The 23,305-nt window shown below is 45.1% G+C and carries 20 protein-coding genes; 7 read left to right on the top strand and 13 right to left on the bottom strand.

The genetic code is table 11. The features are described 5' to 3' along the window. Position 1: 1 nt before the first annotated feature. The 3 genes from GVO62_RS00270 to GVO62_RS00280 all read right to left on the bottom strand — a co-directional run bounded on the left by GVO62_RS00270 (position 2) and on the right by GVO62_RS00280 (position 3,962). The gene (locus tag GVO62_RS00270) at positions 2–1,135 is read right to left on the bottom strand and encodes an efflux RND transporter periplasmic adaptor subunit (protein ID WP_159117241.1); all 1,134 of its coding nucleotides are present in this window, start codon (positions 1,133–1,135) and stop codon (positions 2–4) included. 246 nt (positions 1,136–1,381) lie between these two features. Then, positions 1,382–3,322: a monovalent cation:proton antiporter-2 (CPA2) family protein gene (locus GVO62_RS00275; RefSeq protein ID WP_159117242.1), complete on the bottom strand. Its 1,941-nt coding sequence runs from the start codon at positions 3,320–3,322 to the stop codon at positions 1,382–1,384. Position 3,323: 1 nt separating this feature from the next. Beyond that, positions 3,324–3,962, bottom strand: a complete 639-nt coding sequence (locus GVO62_RS00280) for an NAD(P)H-dependent oxidoreductase (protein ID WP_159117243.1) — start codon at positions 3,960–3,962, stop codon at positions 3,324–3,326. A gap of 313 nt (positions 3,963–4,275) precedes the next feature. On the opposite strand from GVO62_RS00280, the gene GVO62_RS00285 reads away from it, so the two are divergent. Continuing rightward, on the top strand, positions 4,276–4,785 hold the full coding sequence (locus GVO62_RS00285) for an acyloxyacyl hydrolase (RefSeq protein WP_159117244.1): 510 nt from the start codon (positions 4,276–4,278) through the stop codon (positions 4,783–4,785). A 75-nt stretch (positions 4,786–4,860) separates the two neighbouring features. On the opposite strand, the gene GVO62_RS00290 is transcribed toward GVO62_RS00285, so the two are convergent. Beyond that, entirely contained in the window at positions 4,861–7,158 is a 2,298-nt protein-coding gene (locus tag GVO62_RS00290) for a xanthine dehydrogenase family protein molybdopterin-binding subunit (RefSeq protein ID WP_159117245.1), read from the bottom strand. Then, positions 7,155–7,646 carry a (2Fe-2S)-binding protein gene (locus GVO62_RS00295; RefSeq protein WP_159117246.1) on the bottom strand — a complete coding sequence of 164 codons (492 nt, stop codon included), beginning with the start codon at positions 7,644–7,646 and terminating at the stop codon, positions 7,155–7,157. The genes GVO62_RS00290 and GVO62_RS00295 overlap by 4 nt, the downstream gene beginning before the upstream one ends. A 433-nt stretch (positions 7,647–8,079) precedes the next feature. Between GVO62_RS00295 and GVO62_RS00300 the strand changes: the two genes are divergently transcribed. Together GVO62_RS00300 and GVO62_RS00305 are read left to right on the top strand one after the other, a co-directional pair. After that, on the top strand, positions 8,080–8,439 hold the full coding sequence (locus tag GVO62_RS00300) for a winged helix-turn-helix transcriptional regulator (protein WP_105930922.1): 360 nt from the start codon (positions 8,080–8,082) through the stop codon (positions 8,437–8,439). A gap of 224 nt (positions 8,440–8,663) precedes the next feature. After that, on the top strand, positions 8,664–9,941 hold the full coding sequence (locus GVO62_RS00305; protein ID WP_159117247.1) for a diguanylate cyclase: 1,278 nt from the start codon (positions 8,664–8,666) through the stop codon (positions 9,939–9,941). 36 nt (positions 9,942–9,977) lie between these two features. On the opposite strand, the gene GVO62_RS00310 is transcribed toward GVO62_RS00305, so the two are convergent. From GVO62_RS00310 to xdhA, 7 genes are all read right to left on the bottom strand, one after another. Next, positions 9,978–11,261: a urate hydroxylase PuuD gene (locus GVO62_RS00310; RefSeq protein ID WP_159117248.1), complete on the bottom strand. Its 1,284-nt coding sequence runs from the start codon at positions 11,259–11,261 to the stop codon at positions 9,978–9,980. Positions 11,262–11,309: 48 nt separating this feature from the next. Then, positions 11,310–12,599 (bottom strand): guanine deaminase, encoded by a 1,290-nt coding sequence (gene guaD / locus GVO62_RS00315; protein ID WP_159117249.1) that lies wholly within the window; start codon positions 12,597–12,599, stop codon positions 11,310–11,312. 5 nt (positions 12,600–12,604) lie between these two features. After that, entirely contained in the window at positions 12,605–12,937 is a 333-nt protein-coding gene (gene uraH / locus GVO62_RS00320) for a hydroxyisourate hydrolase (protein ID WP_159117250.1), read from the bottom strand. An 87-nt stretch (positions 12,938–13,024) separates the two neighbouring features. Next, positions 13,025–13,531, bottom strand: a complete 507-nt coding sequence (gene uraD / locus GVO62_RS00325; protein WP_159117251.1) for a 2-oxo-4-hydroxy-4-carboxy-5-ureidoimidazoline decarboxylase — start codon at positions 13,529–13,531, stop codon at positions 13,025–13,027. Then, complete coding sequence (gene xdhC, locus GVO62_RS00330) at positions 13,518–14,459, bottom strand: xanthine dehydrogenase accessory protein XdhC (RefSeq protein WP_159117252.1); 942 nt, start codon at positions 14,457–14,459, stop codon at positions 13,518–13,520. The genes uraD and xdhC overlap by 14 nt, the downstream gene beginning before the upstream one ends. Then, complete coding sequence (xdhB, locus tag GVO62_RS00335; protein ID WP_159117253.1) at positions 14,456–16,822, bottom strand: xanthine dehydrogenase molybdopterin binding subunit; 2,367 nt, start codon at positions 16,820–16,822, stop codon at positions 14,456–14,458. The genes xdhC and xdhB overlap by 4 nt, the downstream gene beginning before the upstream one ends. After that, on the bottom strand, positions 16,815–18,260 hold the full coding sequence (gene xdhA, locus GVO62_RS00340) for a xanthine dehydrogenase small subunit (protein ID WP_159117254.1): 1,446 nt from the start codon (positions 18,258–18,260) through the stop codon (positions 16,815–16,817). Before xdhA ends, xdhB begins: the two co-directional genes overlap by 8 nt. Before the next feature lie 380 nt (positions 18,261–18,640). On the opposite strand from xdhA, the gene GVO62_RS00345 reads away from it, so the two are divergent. The 3 genes from GVO62_RS00345 to bamE all read left to right on the top strand — a co-directional run bounded on the left by GVO62_RS00345 (position 18,641) and on the right by bamE (position 20,568). Beyond that, positions 18,641–19,285: a TetR family transcriptional regulator C-terminal domain-containing protein gene (locus GVO62_RS00345; protein WP_159117255.1), complete on the top strand. Its 645-nt coding sequence runs from the start codon at positions 18,641–18,643 to the stop codon at positions 19,283–19,285. Position 19,286: 1 nt separating this feature from the next. After that, a complete protein-coding gene (gene puuE / locus GVO62_RS00350) occupies positions 19,287–20,216 on the top strand; it encodes an allantoinase PuuE (protein ID WP_159117256.1) in 930 nt (309 codons plus the stop codon). A 94-nt stretch (positions 20,217–20,310) separates the two neighbouring features. After that, on the top strand, positions 20,311–20,568 hold the full coding sequence (gene bamE, locus GVO62_RS00355; protein ID WP_105930933.1) for an outer membrane protein assembly factor BamE domain-containing protein: 258 nt from the start codon (positions 20,311–20,313) through the stop codon (positions 20,566–20,568). Positions 20,569–20,672: 104 nt separating this feature from the next. Here the strand turns inward: bamE and GVO62_RS00360 are convergent, their stop codons facing one another. Then, positions 20,673–22,004 (bottom strand): NCS2 family permease, encoded by a 1,332-nt coding sequence (locus GVO62_RS00360; protein ID WP_159117257.1) that lies wholly within the window; start codon positions 22,002–22,004, stop codon positions 20,673–20,675. 322 nt (positions 22,005–22,326) lie between these two features. On the opposite strand from GVO62_RS00360, the gene GVO62_RS00365 reads away from it, so the two are divergent. Next, the coding region (locus GVO62_RS00365; protein WP_159117258.1) for an adenosine deaminase at positions 22,327–23,305 on the top strand (979 nt) is incomplete at its 3' end.

Below are 23,305 nucleotides of genomic sequence, written 5' to 3' on the forward strand. Positions count from 1 at the left end.
TCTACAGGCCTCCTTCTTTCGTCCACTCCGTAACAGCTTGGCCCTCTTTGACAAGGTGGGCACCAGCAGCGACGATTCTATCGTCATCGTTTAATGGGCCTTCTACCAATAAGCCGTTAGAAATGCCGCGAGTTATCATAACTTGAACGGCTTCTACCGTTCCCTTTTTGCCGTTACCGTTGTCGGGTTTAAAACGCCACACTATTGCCTTGTCAGGCTCGGCGTTATCTGTAACAACTGCGCCAAAAGGTACCAGCCATAGTTTTGTATCAGACTCAATAAGCTTAGACATGTCTAATAATACGGTTGCACTCATACCCGATAACACGTTGATGTCGTCAGGCTCAGGTAGGGTAATGGTGACCTCGTAGCTAAGTTCCCCTTGTCGCGTGGTGCTCTCGTGGTCCTTATACATGGCGGGGTAGCGCTTTTCTGGCATGCCAGAGAAGGTAACCCAAGCCATTTCAGATGAACTATTTTCTCTTGCTCGCGAGCGGTCAATCATACGCATTTTTTGCTCTGGCAATTGGAATGTCACGTCGATAGCGCCGGGCAAATGAAGTTCAGCAATGGTTTGCTGAGGCACGATCACTTGATAGTTTTCAACCGGTACAGACGCAATGAGACCGGCGAATGGAGCGCGAAGTTCTGTGTAGCTCAATTGGTCTTTTGCGTTAGTTAGACTTGCTTTAGCCGCCAAAAAGTTTGCCCTGGCTTCGTCAAACGTAGAGCGGCTTACCGCCCCTTTTTCTACCGATGCCTCCATGCGTTCGAACATAGCAGAAGACACATCAAATTGAGATTGGGCCGTAGCAAGCTGGGCTTTTGCATCTCTGTCATCAAGTCGCGCTATAAGCTGATTTTCTTTTACTTCTTCGCCCGCTTTTACGTTTAGCTCTTGAAGCTTGCCGCCGATGCGAAATGAAAGATTTGAATACTCCGCTGCTTCTACTTGTCCGGGAAATTTAGCGATGGTTTCGTCTGAGTGTTGAACATTATAAAGGGTTACCGGTGTTGAGGAAGCCGCTTTGGGCGGGGTTGGCGCTTCCTGACAGGCGCTTAACCCGACAAGTGCTATGAAAGCAATCACAGCGGGTGTGGCTAGGCTGCGATAACGGCTTTTTTCAGACAACATGGTACTCTCCATTCAAATAAATTACGTTTGCTTCAGCTACATATCTCGGAGGGATATTTATATGTATCGAACAATCGATCCCTGTTCAATCTACGCAAGCGAGTAAAAGGCAATACACGCTGCGCTATGTGTACATAAAGGTTATAGCGTTATTTTCCCAATTCGATCAGGTGAAAGTTAACTTTTATTCACAGCTGCGATATTTTCGTTATTTTCAATTTGCCCTAACGTTCGAACGATTCTCTCTTAATGCCCTTCAGTTTCATCCGGCTTTTCATCTGGTGCAAGCTTTTCAGCATAGCCTTTGGGTGGCGGTGTCCAGCCACGCATTCTAGAATGTTTGTCGTGTAAATCTGCTTTTAGGGCATTTTCAATTAGCGACTCAAGTTCAATAAAGAGCTTAAGGTAATTGTTATCAACTCGTTCACCACTGGCATCGTCTGCCCAGGCATGATAAAGCACGTCATTTTGCTGAGACTCGATATTTTTATAAGCCATTTTTTGACGCTCAACATGAAAAGGATGAATGTTGAGAGAACGCAAAGCTTCAGCGCCCATTTCAAGCGCACTATGATAGGTTTCTGATACCACATAGTCTGCACCGAGTTGACGCAGCCGATAACCGTGACCACGGTCGAAAGCGCGGGCAAGGACTTTTATATTTGGGTAAGCATGTTTTGCGTATTTGACCATCTCTGCTGCCGTTTCCCGGTCATCAATAGCGATAACTAATAAAGCGGACTCGTGCGCCCCTGCGGTATGTAAGATATCGGGTTTAGATGCATCGCCAAAAAAGGCTTTGGTACCAATACGACGAATAAGGTCTATTTGCTCAGAACGAATATCGAGTACAACGGTTTTGACATCGTTTGCAACGAGCAAACGGTTGATTATTTGACCGAAGCGTCCTATCCCAGCAATAACAACGGTACCTTTTTCATCAATCTCGTCGTCAGAGCGCGTTGACTTCGCATTTTTATAGCGGGGAATAATCGCCTTATCAAATAAAATGAAGAGCCCGGGCGTTAAGAACATAGAGATGGCGACAACCAACGAGAGGATCGAAATGATATCACTGGGCAGCACGTAATTTTGAGAAGCAAAACTGAGTAAAACAAAGCCAAATTCCCCGGCTTGAGCAAGACTCAGCGTAAACAGCCATTTGTTGGTGCCTTTAATCTTAAAGATTAGAGCAACGACAAAAAGTACAATGGCTTTAGATAACATTACCGCTATTGTTAGCCCCGCTATCAACATGGGGTTTTCAGAAAGCACAGAAAAATTAATGCCGGCTCCAACGGTTATGAAGAAAAGCCCCAGTAATAATCCTTTGAATGGCTCTATATTGGCTTCCAGTTCATGTCGGAACTCACTGTTAGCGAGTACCACACCCGCTAAAAAAGCCCCAAGGGCAGGTGATAAGCCAACAAGCCCCATTAACGCGGCAATGCCGATAATGAGCATAAGCGCCGTGGCCGTAAATATTTCCCGTAAGCCCGAAGCCGCAACATACTTGAAAAGTGGGCGGCTTAAGTAATGAGCGCCAATAGTTAGAAATGCGACAGACCCGATAATAACAAGCCCCGAGGCCCACGGGGCAAGCCCTTCAACCAGATTAAAACTGTCGTGGGAGCTTGAGTTACCTCCATGTTCAGTGCCTGCGTTTATCAGTTCGGGAATGGCAAGGAGCGGAATAAACGCGAGCATGGGAATAACCGCAATATCTTGAAACAATAAGACGGAGAAGGCGCTTTTACCCCCTTCAGTCTTTTGAAGACCTTTTTCTTGAAGTGTTTGTAAGACAATAGCGGTTGAAGAAAGGGCAAAGATAAGGCCAATGGTGAGCGAAATACCGAATGGCTGGCTTAGCCACATGGCTGTTGCTGTGATGAGGGCCGTTGTTAAACCTAATTGCAGGCCACCTAAGCCAACCAACTTAGACTTCATCGCCCAGAGAGAGCGCGGTTCAAGCTCAAGACCCACTAGAAAAAGCATCATCACAACACCAAATTCAGCAAAGTGTTGAATGGCAACCGTTTCATCGCCAACAAGGCCGAATATTGGGCCTATAACCAGCCCTGCAATGAGATAACCTAATACAGAACCTAATCCAAGGCGTTTCGCAATGGGTACGGCTATTACAGCGGCAACCAGATAGATAAATGCGTATAAAAAATAGCCCGTCACGTTATTCTCCCTGCGAAGTACAAAGGTCAGCAAGATTTTCGATATGCTGTGCTTTTTCTATATCAAGGCTATTGGTTGTCAGTTTATTCAATAGGGTGGTCCACTTGCCCCTATGCTCATAAACTCGCGCCTCTTCTTGAGCGGTTCTAGAACCGAAAAGGGCAAACGGAGCAACATAAGTCATTTGCGTGATCTGAGCCATTTGTTCGAGGGGTTGAAGCAATTGCCTAATCGTGTAGTGATTAAAACCATCGGTTTGATAGGCTTCTTCTTTTCCGCCAGCGCTAAGCGCGCAGAGAAAGATTTTGTCTTTAAGTGCAGTGCCTTCATGGCCGTAGGCAAAACCATATTCTAACACCAAATCCTGCCACTCTTTCAAAATGGATGGCGTTGAGTACCAGTAAAGGGGAAAAAGAAATACGATCACATCGTGATCGATTAAGCGCTGCTGTTCTCGCTCAATATCAATATTAAAGTCGGGATATTCTGCATATAAATCGACGGCAGTGACGTGCCTGTTTAAATTGGCCTCGTGAAAAAGGGGAACATTCACCTCAGATTCAGTCTGTGCAGGGTGGGCAAAAAGCACGAGGACCTTTTTACTGCGCTTTGTCTCTTCAATAGTACTTTTGTCACTCATACACTGCACTCGATATTATCCAACTTAAATGGCCTGGTTTACCGGCCTTGTACGTACGCCAAAGAACGAAACCTTTTGGTGTCTTAATACTATTATCCACATGCAACAAAATATTTAGAGCAATAGTGAATGTCTTTTTCTACAAAGTTATAAGATTACTAAAAGTAATCAGGTTGAAAAAAGTAACCTAGTATCCATTATTCTGTTAGCGATACATTGACGTCTTCGACAGAACGGTATTTTTTCACCTTTATGAGGACTGTTAGTTTTTCTTAAACATTAAAACGAAACAATCTCTGAGAACAGTATAACCATGAAAATGACACGTAAAACACTCACACTTACATTACCTTTAATCTTTTCATCTGCAATTCTTTCACTTTTCGCGCCTAAAAGTTACGCTTTACCGCAAGGAAGCGAGTTAAAAGCCGGTGCGGCAGTTTGGAACCTATTCGACGATGCCGACCGCTATGCCATGCATGTCGCTTATATTCATAAGCCCATAGCGCAATTTTATGATTTAAGACCGACGGTACTTTTAATTAATGCAGATCAAGGTCAGCACTATTTTGCAGCGGGCATTGCCAAAGATATTTACCGATACAAGGGGTTTTCAATACGCGCTGCGTTTCACGCAGGTATCGTTGATGAAGCTGAAAACTTAGGTGATACCGTCGAGTTTTATTCTTCAATTGCCGGGCTGTATAACGTTTCTGAATTATTGTCATTTGAAGCTGAGATTGGGCATATTTCAAACGGTGGCTTAGGGGATAGAAACCCAGGTTCTGAATCTTTCGTTTTAAGCGCGCACTATCATTTCTAAACTGATCTTCTCGCTTTGCGTAGCTAACAAAAAAACAACCCGCGATTTCGCGGGTTGTTTGATTTACATTCTATCTCAGGCACTAAGCGCCTCAGTAACATGGGAAGATAACATAGGAAGGTGACGCAAACGCACCCCCGCAGCCTGATAAACCGCGTTACCCACAGCAGGTGCGACACCGATAACACCAGGCTCACCTAAGCCCACCGGGAATTCGTCGCTTTCAACGAATTCGATATCCATTTCAGGTACATCTTTCATTCGCAGCGGTTGATAGGTGGTAAGGTTTTTCTTCGCAACATAACCGTTCTTTATTTCGTTATGCTCGAACAGTGCTAGGCTAGTGCCCCATAGTAAAGAGCCTTCCATTTGTGCCATAGCACCATCTGGATGAACCACGATACCAGCATCAGCCACAACCCAAAGTTTTTTAAGTGTGATTTTGCCTGACGCCTTATCAACATGGACGTGGGCAGCGGTAGCTAACCAAGCAGGCATAGTGCGCTCTTGCCCTGCGGTGACGCTATAGCCAATGCCTTCGTTCTCAGCTAGCTTTACATTTGCGGTCTTGCTCTTAAGGATTTCAAGGGTGTTGGCTAACCGTTTAGCTCCGCCAACACTTTCAGGCGCTTTGCCCGCTTGTTTGCCTTTACCATCAAGCATGGCAAGTCTGAAATCGACAGGGTTTTGCTTAGCTTCGTGAGCAACCTCATCGATAAAGCTTTCCAGTCCCCACACTATCCACCCTTGGCCCACTGAACGCAGCCAGCCGGGAGTAAAGGTGTCTTGCGCTACTTTGTTATTAATAACCCGTGCTCTGTGATGCTCCATGGTATACCAGTGGTCTGCGCCGGAAGCTGAAAACGGGTCTACTTTACCTTTTCCATCCACACCGTCGGGCATGAAGCTCGGTGCCATAGCGAGAGTCGGCCAGCCAGCGGCTAGCGCATGCTCCATTCCTAAAAACTTGCCAGATTCATCAAAAGCAGCGTTAAAGAGCGATGTAGACGCAGACCTCGGTTGGTCGAACATTGCGTCGTCAGGCCGCATAAACAACATTTTCACAGGTTGACCTACCGCTTTCGCTGTAAGTACTGTAGGAATAATCCAGTCGCCAAAAAGACGGCGACCAAAGCCACCCCCCAAGTAATATTGATGAATCACAACCTCAGAATCAGAGACACCTGCCGCCTTGGCAACGGCCGGTAGCGTAAGGCCCTGCCACTGATTTCCCGTGTGAATATGCCACTTTCCGTCTTTAAACTCGGCAACGGCGTTTACGGGTTCAAGTTGAAAGTGACTAGCAGTAGAGGTGGTGTACATAGCCTCGATAGTATTCGCCGCTTTTTGTTGCGCTTCTACAATATTACCCTCATCGACGAAAAGTGTACCTTCATTACGGTCTCTACAAATTCGCTCGCCTTCTTTTTGAATATCAGCTTCATTTACATTAACCGTTTTACCGGCGTTGTATGTCACCTTAACCATGTCCACGGCTTTGATAGCAGTAGGGTAATCGCTGGCGAGAATAGCTACCCACCCCTCAACAGTATTCGATGGGTCAGACAACACTTTATAGCCTTTGTAGCCAGGCAGTGATTTAGCTTGGCTGTCGTCTACATTCGTTACCGTGCTTCCATATCGCGTAGGCGGAAGGATAGGGCGAGCGTAAAGCATATTGTCGACTTCAACATCAATACCATACACTGCAGTTCCATCGGTTTTAGGTGGGATATCCAGCGCTTTATAATCGTTACCTATGCCAATAAGGTGCTTCTTATTGCCAGGCTTGATTGGTAACGCCGACAACTCATCCGCTGAAAATGTCTTGTCAATATTTCCTTTGGCAACAATATCGCCGTAGCTTATCTTCTTGCTCCCAGATACGATAAACCCTGACTTTGCTTCACAGCTAGACTCTGAAACTCCAAGCAGTTCAGCACCCGCGCGAACTAACACTTGCCGGCCGGCAGCGCCAGCTTGAGACATGGGTTTATAGGTTTGAAAAACTGACCAAGAGCCGCCTGTGACCATATAGCCCCACTTCGGATCTGTATCAACGTGAACAATAGCAACTTTATTCCAGTCGCATTCCAGTTCGTCAGCTAAGATTCGAGCGATGGCTGTGCCAACATGCTGACCCATTTCTGCTTTAGCAATGTTCACTATTACCTTGCCGGTGGTGTCCATTTCAAACCATATATTAGGCGCAAAGGTTTTTGATGCTAGCGCTTCTTTTGCAGATAACAAGGAAGGGAGGGCTGAAGCACCAAAAGCCATGAGTAATGAAGTTTTCACCGACCCTACCATAAAAGAGCGGCGAGAAAGGCTAACCATGTCTTTCTTTTCTTTAGAAATATCTTTTATGCTCATTCGTTTTCACCTTTTTTCGATGCGTTTGGGTCAAAATATTCTACAGAAGAGGTTGCGGCGCGTTTAATTGCTTTTTTAATCCGCGTATAGGCCATGCAGCGACAGTAATTTGAATTCATATGGTTGACAATTTCTTCGTCTGTCGGGTTAGGGTTGCTTTTAAGAAGGGTTGCAGCCTGCATAATTTGACCAGATTGACAGTAGCCACATTGGGGAACCTGCTCTTCGACCCAAGCAGACTGAAGTGGGTGCTCGCCATTCAAGCTTTCTATGGTACTGACTTCTTTGCCATTGGCCGCGGAAACCGGATATGAGCATGAACGAATTGCGTTACCATCAATATGAACAGTGCAAACTCCGCACATGGCAACACCACACCCAAACTTCGTTCCTTTAAGCCCAAATTCGTCTCGTATTACCCATACAAGTGGGGTATCTGCGGCAGCATCCGTCTGCACTTTATTTCCATTCAATATAAATTCAATCATGGTCGTTATTACCGAGTAGTTAGAGTTACAGACAGTCTCACCAAGAAAGGTTTGATTAGCCCGCTTGGCATACCGAATTACTATAGTGCTTAATGCTAAATTTTTCGTCTTTACCTGTGTTTATTCACAAACAACGCCGTTTTAGGGCAAAGCTAAGCTTCAACATTAAGTTGGTGTATTGGAAACCCTTACTCGCAAAGCTTCTGAAAAGATCTATTTTTCGATGCTTGCGAGGGTTTCAAAGCTCAAAAAAAATATGTGTAATAGGGTTTTAAGTTGCGCGTCAGGCATGAACCTTTTAAAAAACACAAGGCTAAAATGCGAAAGGAGCTAGCCTTTGGGTTAGCTTCTAAGCATGGTATAGTTTAGTAACCTTGTTTAATTTAGCAATTAGTATACTTTTGGTTACTGGTCGCTCTTTTAAAGGACATGAATGAAAACTGAGATTAAAACAGATGCCAAGGGTAAAAAAACGGTACTAAATACGTGTACTGAACCCTGTGCTATTGAGCGTGGAATGCGGTTAATAGGTGGAAAGTGGACAGGCTCAATCATCTATCATCTTAAAGATGAACCGGTTCGCTTTAACGACTTGTGCAGAATGCTTGGTGGCGCAAGCCGTAAAATGATCGATCAGCGCCTAAAAGAACTTGAAAACAATGGGATGGTTTTGCGCAGCGTTATTGATACCCGACCCATTGCTGTCACTTATAGTCTTACTGAATTTGGTCGCTCTGCGTTAGACATACTCGAACAGCTTCGCGTGTGGTCTGAAAGTCACTCAGATAATTAAAACGAGTGCCTATGCGGTGCGTTCGTGATGCACCGCTTCTCTTCGGCGTGCTTGAAAGGTCAGATTCTACAGAACGTATCTAATCCTTTTTCTTAGGGACATTTTTTAGCGGAAAAATAAAACTAATCTATAATTAGTTATACGAAAGTATAAGCTGTGATCATATTGTGTGATTACTCACTTAAGAGGCGATGGAATGCAGTCACGTAAGGGGGCTAAGCCCCATGTTTGAAAAGACTTTTCACTCCTGTCCTGTGGGGTTAGCCCACGTAAGTATTGACGGAAGCTTTATACGTGTTAACAAGAAACTTTGTGATTTCTTGGGGTACGCTGAAAAAGAGCTTACACAACTTACTTTTCAAAAGTTAACCGCACCAGAATATTTAGATGAAGATCTCGATTACCTTGAAAATTTGTTGAAAGGTAAAATTGACAAATATTCGCTAGAAAAACGTTACATAAGGCGAGACGGCGAGTATGTGTGGGCGCAACTGACAGTTTCTCTTGTCAGAGATAAAAGCAACAACCCCGATTATTTCATTTCAGTGGTTGAAGATATCGACGATAAAAAGCGTATCCAGTCAGAGCTTTTTCAAATCGATGCATTATTTAGCAAAATAGTCAGCGCCTTTTCAGATAGAACCTTCATATGGGTGGCCACGCCCGACCTTGGCAAAATGCAGTACGTCAATGATGGCTATGAGAACATTTTTGGTCGCAATGAGTACGAACTATACTGTAATCCAATGCGGTTTCTCGATTATGTTCACGAAGATGACAAAGCCAGGGTGTTAAACGTATTCAACCGTCGACCACTTCAAAATTGGGATATTCAATACCGGATCTATGACTCGAAAGGTGAAATAAAATACCTTCATGATAGAGGAAGTCTTTTATTCGATGATAGAGAAAGAGAATCCCGTATTCTGGGTACGGCAGATGATATAACGAGAGAAAAAGTTCAACAGCAAGCGCTAATGAGTGCTGTAACCAAGCTAGAGCACCTTTCAAAAACTGACTCCCTCACAGGGCTGGCCAACAGACGAGAAATTTTTAGTCAGTTAAGTGATGAGATAGCGCGAATGGATAGAGGTCAACAAACCTCCACCCTTGTGTATATAGACCTTAATAAATTTAAAGAAATAAACGATAAGTACGGTCACAAACTTGGAGATAAGGCCTTAGTCACATTCTCAGAGTCAATGAGCCAGCTACTGAGGGATAGTGATCGGTTTGGCCGTATTGGTGGCGATGAGTTCGTTATTTTGCTCTATGGAACAAGTGGGAAGGAAGCAGAAGCATTTTTTGAACGAGCTGCACAGTGCAAGTTTCAAATAAAGGTAAGCGAAAGCGAAGTTGTCCCTATCGAATATAGCGTGGGTTGGGTCGAGTGGCACGAAGATATAACTTCGGTTCAGGAGTGGTTGGACCGAGCTGACGAGGAAATGTATGGAAAAAAGCACTGTCGGCAAGCCGAAGCAATAATTGATAAAGCGGTATAGGTAAGTAGAGCGTGCCTATACCGCTTTTCGGTGAGCCTATCGTTTCTGTGCAAACCATGTAGCGATGTCCTGACGCTCGGCATCAGTCATCTGGGTTTTGTTTAAAAACGGCATATCCTTGGTCACTGTGGTTCTGCGAACCAGCTGCGGTGCAAACCGCTCAATGTCTTCCCATGTATCTAGCACCACGCCCAATGGTGCAACTTTGAAGATATCATCCGTTGGCGTTCGTGAATGGCAGCTCACACAATGCGTTGCTACCAAACTTGCCACCCTCTCATCACTAATCACCATACTAGTGTGTGAGTCACCGCTTTCATTGCTCATTCCATCTCGATTAGATGAGGTATGCATTGCATCGACCTCAGCACTATTCGGCGAATGGGCAGTTTCATGACTAAACGTTGTCTCTAAAGATGATTGCGGCCAAGACACCCACAGTGCTATCGCGAGCATCGCTGCTGCACCAGAAACTAAAATACTTGGTTTAGTGGTGCCCACGTGACGCAAATTAAAGAAATGTCTTATCCACGCAGCTGTCGCCATGATGGCAATAAGTACCAGCCAATTTTGTGGGTGCTGGTAAGTCATGGGATAGTGATTGGAAATCATGATAAAAAGCAGGGGTAAGGTGAAATAGTTATTATGCACCGAGCGCAATTTAGCGCTTGCTCCCCAGCTTGGGTCAATGTCTTTTTTATCTGCTACCGCTGCCACCATCTTGCGCTGGTTCGGCATAATATTAAAAAACACGTTACCAGCCATAATAGTGCCGATAAGTGCACCCACGTGGATATAGGCGCCGCGACCGCTAAACCACTGAGTAGACAGGTAGCTAACAACGCAAATAAGCGCAACTAATCCAATGCCGAAGGCGAGTGGATATTTTGCCAATGGACTACGACAGGCAAGCTCGTACAAGGCTAGACCACCAAAGATTAACCCTAACCCCAAAGATATTGCCGTGGCTGGCGACATGGCGTTGACCGATGGGTCGATAAGATAGGCGCTGGCTCCAAAGTAGTAAACGATAATGAGAAGGGCGAAGCCCGATAGCCAAGTCGTATAGGCTTCCCATTTAAACCAATGCAGGGTCTCGGGCATTTTCTCTGGGCCATAAGCGTATTTAGCAACTTCGTAAAATCCTCCGCCATGAATAGCCCATAAATCGCCTTTAATCCCCTTGTCTTGCTTCCACTTTGGTGGCGTACGTAAGTTATTGTCTAGCCAAATAAAGTAAAACGACGCGCCAATCCACGCCACACCTGCGATGACGTGAAACCAACGTACAAATAAACTAATCCAATCTAGCCACGGCATTATTATTCTCCTTATTTAGGGTATAAAGCCCTACTGTAGCCTGTTACTTTAATCTTCTTTTTTATAGCGGCAGGTACCGTTTAACCACGTTTGGTCGATAGCACGGTCGTCACCTAAAATACTCAACGCAAAAAACACGTCATCAAACTCAGCGTCTTCTTTTATTCTTAAGCGCGTCAATTCATCGAACCTCGGCTCAACAACAATAAAATCGGCCGTAGACCCAGGGTTTAAATTGCCTATTTCATGATCAAGGGCATGAGCCACGGCGGCACCTTGAGTCATCAGGTAAAATCCTTCTAACGGGCTGATGGGCTCATTACGTAATTGACTAACCTTATAGGCGTCGCCATAGGTTTTAAACATATTAAATGTAGTACCCGCGCCTACATCGGTAGCCATAGCAACATGAACATTATTGGCCCGTGCCGCGGTCATATCAAAAAGGCCGCTGCCTAAAAATAAGTTCGATGTTGGGCAAAAGGCAATAGTTGCACCACTTTCACCTAATCGCGCCCATTCAGTTGGCGTAAGGTGAATACCGTGTCCGAAAACGGAACGCTCCCGCACTAAGTTATATTTGTCATAGACATCTAAATAACCATCAGCTTGAGGGAACAAGCTTTTTACCCACGCAATTTCATCTAAATTTTCAGATAAATGCGTTTGAATAAAAACGTCGGAATACTGCTCGGCAAGTTCACCTAGCGCAGCAAGTTGGGCTTCTGTGCTGGTGGGGGCGAAACGAGGGGTTAGTGCATAACGGCTACGGCCTTTGTTGTGCCAAGTTTCTATGAGCTGTGCACTATCTGCTTGGGCAGTTTCAGCGTTGTCGCGAAGCTCGCTAGGGCAGTTTCTGTCCATACACACTTTGCCTGCCACAATCGCCATATCAATCTCACTCGCTGCGCTAAATAGTGCATGGCAGCTTTCCTTATGTACGGTGGTAAAAACAAAACCAGTGGTGGTGCCATTTCTCAATAACTGGTTTAAGAAAACTTTGGCTATTGTTGTGGCGTGTGCACTATCTGCAAACTGTATCTCTGTGGGAAACGTGTAGTTTTCGAGCCAGCTCAACAGCTGTTCTCCATAGTGAGCAATGCTCTGGGTTTGAGGATAATGCAGGTGACTGTCTATTAAACCCGGTAATATCCATTTGCCCGAAAAGTCGGTCACAGTGGCGGCTGGATAGCGCTCAGCTATTACGTGAAATTCGCCAATGTCTTGTATTTCGCTGTCATTAACTAACAAACCACCGTCTTTGAAAATAGCGATGTCATTGTCGAACTGAGTAGTTTGTTTTGGAAAGTGCGCAATGCTTGCACGAAAAAGCTGCATATATACTAGCTGCCTCTGTAGCTGCTGAACCCAAAGGGAGAAATAAGCAATGGCACGTGATAGTGGCCGCCATTCTCAGTAAGTTCAAACGTGATATCAATATGTGGGTAAAAACTGCTGCCGTGGGTTTCGATTAAATACGGCTTGCAGTGAAATCTCAGGTTGTAAATGCCTGCAGGGAAGCCGCCATCATCGACTAGCGCCCAGTTTTTAAAACGGCCATCATTATCCGTCTCACCTGACAGCGTGCTGCCATCAGGCAGTGTTAATGTTAGTGCAATGCCTTTCGCCGGTTTACCTAATGTTGTGTCTAGTACGTGACTTGAAAGGGTATTCATACGTAATTCCTTAATCCTATTCTTCTGCGCGTCTAGCTAGCGTGCATTATAAATCTCGTCGCATAGCTAAAAGAGTTTAGATGATCACTATTCATCCAGCGCTTTGTTAATTCGAAGCAAGGTTATTTTAATTTGCTCTGCTGCGGCGTTACTCATCTCTTCTTGAGTTGAGTTAGGAAGGCGCGCCTGCAATGCTTCTAGCATGGTGAGCGCAGAAAGACCGGTTGCGCAAATAATAAAAATAAATCCGTGCTTTTCCAGATAAGCGTGGTTGGCTTCTTTTAGTTGATACAATACAGACTCTGACGCACTGGCTGCCCCTGACTGCTCACCAGCTGCGATTTCTTTAGTGTTAGCAAATTTTTTGCGAAGAGAATCTACATCACCAATCATAGGGTGTGCGGTAAACGCTTCAAGATAATCATCGTAACTGCATTTTGCCCATGCTTTTTTTGCCTGCTCAGTCAGCGCCTCAACATTTTGATAAGGGCGGGCGTTAACCATGTGGTAAATCCACACTTTTGACGCGCAGCACTGTTCAAACCATGAAGACGCGTCGTCAGCGTTTAGTTCGTTTACATCATTTAACGTCACTGATTGTGCTCCTCTTTTTGCTATTGCTTAAGGCTTGTTCTTTTCTTTGACCTGCTTCGTTAGCGTTTGCAGACGTGGCCCTGACGTCGGATGGCGCGCTATCAGCGTCTTTTGAGTCATCCACTGCTACCGACTTATCATCGTGAAGCCTTGCAATTAATTGGGCTGCAATAGAAACGGCAACTTCAATAGGTTGTTTGCCCGGAATGTCGCGATTACCAATAGGCGTGACAAATCGCGATAGTGCACGTTCGTCAAACCCTCGCTGGATAAGCTTTGTGATAAAGCGTTTAGCTTTCGTGTCTGAGCCTATTAAACCTACAAATGGCAAAGACGGAAGCTTCAATGCCTGTTCCGTAATGCGATAATCAAGCTGGTGATCATGGGTTAATATGACAAGCCAGCTGTTTTCATCAAGGTGCCTCACTTCGCTTTCTGGTATTTCCTCTACCACTTTTTGAACATTAGCGGGTAGCAACGGGGGGAACAAATCATCACGACTGTCTATCCAAGATAGGCGCACAGGAAGTTGTGCCAAAATAGGCACTAGAGCTTTTGCTACATGGCCAGCGCCAAAAATGGCGATATGCTGCTGATGCACATTGCAAACGTCAAACAGTACTTTTACTGCACCCCCGCAGCACTGACCTAACGCACTGCTTAGTGGATAGCTGTGCAGTTCCGTGCATGGCTCGCCTTTGGCCAGAAATTCCCGTGCTCTTGCAATTGCATCAAATTCAAGATGCCCGCCGCCTATAGTGTCAATGCTGGTTGAAGCGGTAACCACCATTTTGCTTCCCGGTTCACGGGGTGTCGAGCCAGCCGTATTTACAACGGTAACCAATACGTAGCCTTCGTTGCGATCTTGGCATTCGGCAATTGCCTCGTGCCAGTGTCTAGCGCGAAAAGAGGTAGCCGCTCTCGTCATGCACCACCGCCTCGGCTATCAGCCTGCTGAATTGCAGCCACGGCGTTTAAAACGCGTTCAGGTGTAGCTGGAGTATCTAGCTGCGGATCGATGGTGTAGCCTGACAAGCTTGAAATCGCGTCCTTTAGCGCACACCAAACCGATATCGCTAGCATGAATGGTGGTTCACCCACGGCCTTTGAGTGATAGATACTGTCTTCAGCATTTTTTCTACCAAATAGCTTCACGTTAAATTCCTTTGGCGTATCGCCAATGGCTGGAATTTTATATGTGGCCATGTTTTCGCTAATTAATTTGCCGTTTTCGTTCCACTTTAAGTCTTCTGTGGTAAGCCAGCCCATTCCTTGAATAAATGCGCCCTCTATTTGACCAATATCAATGGCAGGGTTAAGACTGTTGCCCACATCGTGTATCACGTTCACTTTATCAACCGTGTATTCGCCGGTGAGTGTATCGATAGAAACCTCGCTCATCGACACGCCATAAGCAAAGTAGAAAAACGGTCGGCCTTCACCGGTATCGCGGTTGTACTGAAGTTTAGGTGTCTTGTAAAAGCCGCTTGAAGACAAAGAGACGCGTGCAAAATACGCCTGTTGTATAAGCTCTGGAAAACGTATTCGGTGTTCACCTAAAACCACGTAACCATTGCTGAATTGAACGTATTCCGCCTTCGCTTCTTGATCGAGGCTTTTCGCAAAGCATTCGGCCAAGCGTGCTTTAAGCGTAATACACGCGTTTTGGACGGCTTTACCGTTTAAGTCTGTTCCGCTCGATGCTGCCGTTGGGGATGTGTTGGGTACTTTGTCGGTTCGCGTAGCGGTCACTTCAATCATGTCCAATTCTACGCCGAACTCGTTCGCCGCGATTTGGCCTATTTTTGTGTGCAAACCTTGACCCATTTCGGTGCCGCCATGGTTTACCTGAATGCTTCCGTCAGTGTAGATATGAACGAGCGCTCCAGCTTGGTTAAGGTGTTTGGCGGTAAAGGAAATGCCAAATTTAACCGGCGTTAATGCAAGCCCTTTCTTAATTACAGGGCTTTCTCTGTTAAATGCACTAATCGCTTCTCGACGCTGCCAGTAATGGGCGCTCTCTTCTAATTCGCTAATCATTTCTGGCAAAAGGTTGTGCTCAATTTCCATTCCATAGGGCGTGGTAGTACCCGTTGTAGGTCCATACAAATTGCGCTTTCTAACTGAAAGAGGATCGCTACCGATGGCACGAGCAATTTTATCCATCATAGCTTCCGCCATGATCATTCCCTGAGGGCCACCGAAGCCGCGATAAGCGGTATGTGACACCATGTTAGTTTGCAGCCTGTGACCCGTTATGTCGCTATCACCAAGGAAGTAGCCGTTATCTGCATGGAACATGGCTCTATCTACAATCGCATCAGATAAGTCAGGAGAGTGCCCACATATCCCATTTATTGTCATGCGGGTGGCGTTAATTTTACCTGTACTATCGAACGCTATATCAAAAGAATTTTCAAAGGGGTGGCGTTTACCCGTTACATGCATATCGGTAAAGCGAGGAAGACGAAGCTTTACTGCACAATTATTGCGGCGCGCTAGCAACGCTGCAATACAAGCCCATTGTGCCGCCTGCGTTTCTTTTCCACCAAAACCACCGCCCATTCTTCGCATGTCTACCATTACGCGGTGCAACTTTACGTCTAGTACCTCGGCAACTAGCTTTTGAACTTCGCTTGGGTGTTGGCTGGAGGTGTAGATTTTCATGCGATCTTCTTCATCAGGGATCGCGAGGCTTACTTGACCTTCTAAGTACATATGTTCTTGGCCGCCAATGCTAAGTGTACCTGATGCTTGATGCGTAGCGTTAGCGAAGGCGTCATCAACACGCTCAGAGTGTTGGCCGAATCTATGTAATGGGCGCACAAACGTCTGCTGCCTATGTGCTTCATCTGCACTAAGTACTGGCGCGACCTCAGTGACATTAATCTCGCCCTTTAATGCTGCTTGGCGCGCTAACGCGACTGACGTAGCCAGTACGGCAAATACCGGCTGGCCGAAAAACTTAACTTCGCCATTAGCAAGTAAGGGATCGCCTTCAAAAACGGGGCCGATGTCTTTATGCCCGGGAACATCTTCAATAGTTACCACGTCAACCACGCCTTCACTTTCACGCACAGCGTTAAGGTTTATGCTGTTGATTGTGCCTTTAGCACATTGGCTTAAGCCAACCGCGGCGTAGAGCGTACCTTGAGGTTCAACGATATCATCAACGTAGTTAGCACTGCCTTGAACTTGGCGCTCAGCACTTTCATGTCTTTTTGACGTGTGAACGACGCTTTGATTTTTGTTTTCGTCTTCTGAGAAAGGGGTGTTAATTAACTTACGCATGTTGCACCACTCGTGTTTCTATTTTGCTTACCGACTGATGCTCTAACCAGAAACGATGCCACAAGTTGGCTAAAACTGTTTTGCGGTACTCGGCGGTGGCGCGCACATCGTCTATGGGCGAGAAGGCATCAAACAGTATTTGCTTACCTAAGTTCAAGCACTCTTTGCTAGAAAATTGTTTACCAATAAGTGCGCTTTCAAGCGCACTGCAGGTTATCGGTGTTGCCGCTACGCCACCAAAACCACTGCTAATCGCTTCTATTTTGCCATCCTCAATGGTGACATTAAACACGGCACATACCGCCGAAATATCATCTTCAAATCGCTTGGAAATTTTATAAGCGGCTAACACGTGATTAGATTGTTTTAAGGGAATTTCTATGGCGCTGATCCACTCGCCGTGCGCTAATTGTGTTTCGCGATAACCAGTAAAGAACGCGCTAATAGGAACGGTGCGCATTTCATTGCCATTGTCCAAATGCAGCGTTGCGTTGAGGGCGAGTAAAAGCGGCGGCATATCCCCAATAGGTGAAGCATTCGCTACGTTTCCACCAATGGTAGCCTGATTACGAATAGGTAAGGATGCAAAGCGAGTGACGAGTTCTGCCACTTGTGGAAACGCTGCTAACAAGTCAGGCGCGACATCACTTAGCGGAAGCGCTGCACCAAAAGCGATAGAATGCTCATTTTTGGTGCGCTGTTTAAGTGCATCAATATGTGTCAGGCTAATTAAGGTATCGACTTTTTTAAGCTGCTGCGTGAACTGCAAACTTAGGTCAGTGCTTCCTGCTACTAACTGCGCATCTGGAAAGGCGGTAATCAGCGCTTTTAATTCTTCGCGAGAGGACGGTGTATGAATGTTGCCTGTACCCGTTGGGGCAGTACGCTCAAGCGACTTTAATGTAGCCAAGGTTTGATCTTGGGCTGCGGTAAATTTATCGTTTGGCGCGCTTTCACATACCGCCATTGTGGCATCGATAATAGGGCGATAGCCGGTGCATCGACACAAGTTGCCAGATAATGCATGTAGTACATCATCTCTATCGGGCTTACTATCACTATGATACAGCGCAAACATAGACATGATGAAACCAGGGGTACAAAAACCACACTGGGAGCCATGATGTTCAACTAAAGCCTGTTGAACTGGGTGCAAGTGTTTACCATCGCTTAAATGTTCAACAAATATTAGTTGTTTACCGTGTACTGCACTCATTAGCGTAATACAGCTATTCACCATTCGATAGTGAAGCTTGGTTCCACTATTCGTAGTTACAGGCTCAGTAAGTACGACAGTACATGCGCCGCAATCACCTGCCGCACAGCCTTCTTTAGTGCCTGTTTGTTTGCGATGTTCGCGTATAAATTGCAGAAGGGTGAGGTCGGCTCGCGCTTCATTAATCTCAACGATATCGTTATTTATTAGAAAGCGAATCATACTCACACCTTCTTTCTATGTTCATTCTTGTATCCATTAATATAGCTGTATTTTTTCAATAAAAGTAGACCATATGGTCAATTTTTTGCTTATAAAAAAAGGCCGGGTTATAAAAGGCCAAGATTTTGCACAAATAAGTGGAGGGTAAATAAACGCTTCGGCAACCCTCACTTTTGCATAGTTAGTAAAGACAAGGCAAGATTCGTGCAAGGTTTTAAAAAAATGCATAAGTCGAGCTTTGGTATAATAAACACCTTAGTTGAGTGGGGTGTATACTCTGTAGCATCGCGTTATCAATAAATGCTAACCTATCGAAATACATGCAGCATTTGTTGGGCCTGTGTGCTTGCAAGGTAATTTGCAAAGGAATTAAAAGAATAATGATGAAGGTAAAAAGTGTCGACGCTGGCGTTGGCGCTATGAATAGAAGAAAGATACTCCAAGCCGCCGAGAAGTGCTTTGCGCAATTTGGTTTTAAAGGAACTGCCGTTCAAAAGATTGCCGACGAAGCAGGGCTGCCAAAAACCAATGTTTTATATTACTTCAAAACCAAGCAAGAACTTTATGTTGCAGTTCTAGAAGAAACCCTGTCGCTCTGGAACTCGCGTTTTGATAAAGCCACGGTAGAAGACGATCCGGCAGAGGTATTGGCAAATTACATTGCTGAGAAAATAGAAGTATCGCGAACCCATCCTATGGCTTCAAAAATTTTCGCGATGGAAATAATAAATGGTGCGCAAAATCTAAGTGGATACTTTGACGAAGAGCACGCACTTTGGATGAAAGGACGACTCGCCGTTATTGATGCGTGGGTTAACGCGGGTAAGCTTCCTCCCATTGAAGGTGAATATTTACTCTACACCATCTGGGCAAGTACCCAGCACTATGCTGACTTTTCTGCGCAAATCACTCGTCTTCGCGGTAAAAAAATGACAAAAGCGGATTTTGAAGACGCCACAAAGCAGGTTGTAAAGCTAGTGCTCGGCGGTTGTGGGTTGTCTGTGCCTGAAAGTTTCGAGGTGTAGTATGACAGAGTCTATATATCCTCGTGATCTCGTTGGCTATGGCCAACATGTCCCCCATGCAAATTGGCCTGACGGAGCAAAAATAGCCGTTCAGTTCGTATTAAACTATGAAGAAGGCGGTGAAAACTGCGTACTTCATGGCGACGAGGCATCAGAGATTTTCTTGTCAGAAATTATTGGCGCACAAGCTTACAAAGATCGCCATTTAAGTATGGAATCAATTTATGAGTATGGTAGCCGCGCTGGATTTTGGCGCTTGCATCGCTTGCTCAATAATTACCAAATTCCTGTTACTGTCTTTGGGGTAACCATGGCTATGCAGCGTCACCCAGATGCCGTAAAAGCCATGATGGATTCAGGATGGGAAATTGCGAGTCATGCCATGCGCTGGATACATTACCAAGACATGAGTGAGGAGCAAGAGCGTAAACAAATAGACGATGCGATTATGCTTCACGAGCAGTTAACAGGTGCGAAGCCTGTAGGCTGGTACACAGGAAGAACGAGCCCGAATACGCTTAAACTAATCGCAGAAAGAGACGATATTTTATACTGCGCTGATTCTTACGCTGATGATTTGCCCTATTACGACTGTCATTATAGTAAGCCACTGTTGATGGTACCGTACACGTTAGATACAAATGATATGCGGTTTGCAACACCTCAAGGGTTTAATAGTGGGGAGCAATTCTTTACCTACTTAAAAGATGCCTTTGACATCTTGTATGAAGAGGGTAATGAAGCGCCAAAAATGTTGTCCATCGGTTTGCATAATCGCATTGTAGGTCGACCTGCGCGTATGGCCGCGCTTAAACGCTTTATCGAATACATCAAATCTCATGATAAGGTGTGGATAGCTACGCGGGAGCAAATTGCACGTCACTGGTTAGCTAATCATCCTAAAGAGGGTAATGACAAGCCGCATATTTAGCGTTTAAAGTACGCTGATATCTTCAAAGTATATTGAACAAATGTTCGCGAGTTTGATAAGTCGCTTGCGGATTCGCTTTACAAAGGACAAAAACATGAAAACAAAACTAGCCATTATTGCTTTAAGTGCACTAGCCCTGACAGCGTGCTCGAAGCTGACGAAAGAAAATTACGATAAGTTAGAAATGGGGATGACTCAAGACGAAGTTGAAGCCATTTTAGGGTCTGCCGACAACTGTGGCAAAACAATGGGCACTATGGCATGTACTTGGGGTAACGAAGACAGCAAGCATGTGAAGATTGTATTCATGGGCGATAAAGCGGTTACCTTCACGTACGATGGACTTAAGTAGGCGTGTAGCCTGCGTTATAGCAATCTTAAAAAAGGTGGCTTAGAAGCCACCTTTTTTGTATCCGACGGTAGTGTTGCGCGCTATACCCTTCAAACGAAGGTGACTTATTTCAAGTCGAGTAGATATCTAAGTAAGAAAACAATAGCTAGTGCGTAGGTGAGCGGCGTAACTTCTTTAAATTTTCCTGTGCCAACCTTAATTCCCACGTACGTTATAAAACCAAGGGCGATACCTTCGCTGATACTGAATGTGAGCGGCATCGCAATAAGTGCCACTGATGCGGTAGCCAAGGCGCCCAAGTCATCAAAATCGACTTGCCGAATAGACTCCATCATCAAAATCCCAACCATAAGCAGCGCTGGCGTGGTAGCCATAAGCGGAATGACTTTCATCAATGGCGTCAAAAAAAGTGATAATAAAAAGCACACTGAAACCACCACTGCTGTCAGACCTGTTCTGCCGCCAGCAGAAACGCCGGTAGCAGATTCAACGTAGCTGGTGACAGGGGATGTGCCTACAAATGCGCCAGCAACGCTTGCCGAGGCATCGGCTGTCATGGCAGCACCAATTTTAGGCAGTTTACCTTCAGGAGTTAAAAGGTTCGCTTTGCGAGAAACACCAATTAACGTTCCGATAGTATCGAACATATTGACAAACATAAGTGCGAAAATAAGGTCCCAGGTCTCTGCTAAATGATCGATAGGATACCAAAAATCCATTGCCATAAAGGTATTTGAAATAGATTCTGGCATGCCCACAACGGCTGTGGGAGTTGCCGTTAATGTGCCGTTTTCTGTTGGTATAAAGGCGCCAATAAGCGTGAGCGTTACAATTGAAATTAAAATAGCGCCAGTTACGCGCTTAACCATCAAAACAATGGTAAATATAATACCAACCAAAGCAAGCATTACAGCGGGTTCTGAAAGGTCGCCAAGCTGAACAAAGGTCGCTGGGTTATCAACGATCAGACCCGCATTTTTAAGACCGATAAAAGCGATGAACAAGCCTATTCCGCATTGAACCCCTATTTTTAACGATGGCGGAATTGATTCGGCGATTTTAGTTCGAACACCCGTAAGCGAAAGAAGTAGAAAAAGAATACCGTTCCAAAACACAATGCCCAGCGCGGCTTCCCAAGGAACCTCTCTACCAAGGCAAATAGTAAACGCGAAAAACGCATTTAACCCCATACCTGGTGCTAGAGCGATAGGGTAGTTTGTCATAAGCGCCATCATCAGCGTGCCGATACAAGCTGCCAGTGCTGTAACCGTAATTAACCCCTCAACGGGCATGCCGCTAAGCCCTAAAATGCCAGGGTTTACAACAAGTATGTATGACATGGCTGCGAACGTGGTAAGTCCTGCAATAATCTCTGTTCTTACCGTGGTTCCGTGTTCCTGCAGCTTAAAAAGCCGCTCAATAACGTTGTTAGACATCAAGAGTTCTCTGTATGTGTTTCACTAAGTATTTTGTGCATGGAAAGCAATAAACTGACCAGTTAGTCAACTTGTTGGTGCGTTTTGTGCTAACTTACAATGTAGTACAGTGATCAAGTAACAATCACTGTGTGACTCAACGTCACTAGCCAGGCAGCCTACGAGCAGCCATGCGGTTTAGAAACAATAAAAACAACGTTAAAAAAACCGCAAACAAAACCTAAATGAGCAATAGAACTCGTTTACAGATAGCATTAAAGATAAACTAATACGCACTAAACTAATGCGATTGCATCGTTATAGTGCAATTAAGTGAGGGGCCATGTCGCTGTCATCAATAATTAACAACATTCCAAAGGCCGAATTGCATCTGCATATAGAGGGAAGCTTAACGCCTGAACTCATGTGGCGCCTAGCTAAGAAACATAGTGTAACACTACCCTATGCTAACGTGGAAGAGATAGAAGCAGCGTATAACTTTGAAGATTTACAGAGTTTTCTAGATTTATATTACGCAGGAGCAGGAGTGTTAAGGGACGAAGAAGACTTCTTCACCTTAATGTGGGAATACTTATCACGGTGTTTCGACGACAATATTGTTCATACTGAAATCATGTTTGACCCGCAAACCCACACGGAGAGGGGAATAAGCTTTGATGTGTTTATGGCAGGGTTTCTGCGCGCAATGACCAAGGCCAAAGAAGAGTACGGTATCAGCAGTTATCTTATAATGTCTTTCTTGCGCCATCTATCAGAGGACGACGCTTTTAAAACATTGGAAGAGGCAAAACCATACTACGAGCATATAACAGCCGTGGGGCTTGATAGCTCTGAACTTGGTCACCCACCTTCAAAATTTGAGCGTGTGTTTAAACACGCGAAATCTCTTGGTTTTAAAATTGTTGCTCACGCTGGTGAGGAAGGACCTGCATCATACATCTGGGAAGCCATTGAACTACTAGATGTTGACCGCATTGATCATGGTGTTCGTTGTCAAGAAGACGATGCATTGATGGCACATTTAAAAGAAAAACAGATACCGCTTACTGTTTGTCCGCTAAGTAATCTAAAGCTTTGTGTGATAGATGATATGAAAGAGCACAATATCATCGAGCTATTAGATGCGGGGTTGCTGGTAACGGTGAACTCGGACGACCCGACTTATTTTGGGGGCTTCCTTAACGATAATTTTAATGCGTTACATCAGTCACTGAATTTGGATGAACACACGGTGAGAACGCTGGCTGCGAATAGCTTTAAAGCGAGCTTTCTACCTGAAAATGTAAAAGCTGACTTTATTG

It is taken from the genome of Alteromonas sp. KUL150 (genome assembly GCF_009811475.1).
Taxonomy (GTDB): Bacteria; Pseudomonadota; Gammaproteobacteria; order Enterobacterales; family Alteromonadaceae; genus Alteromonas; species Alteromonas gracilis.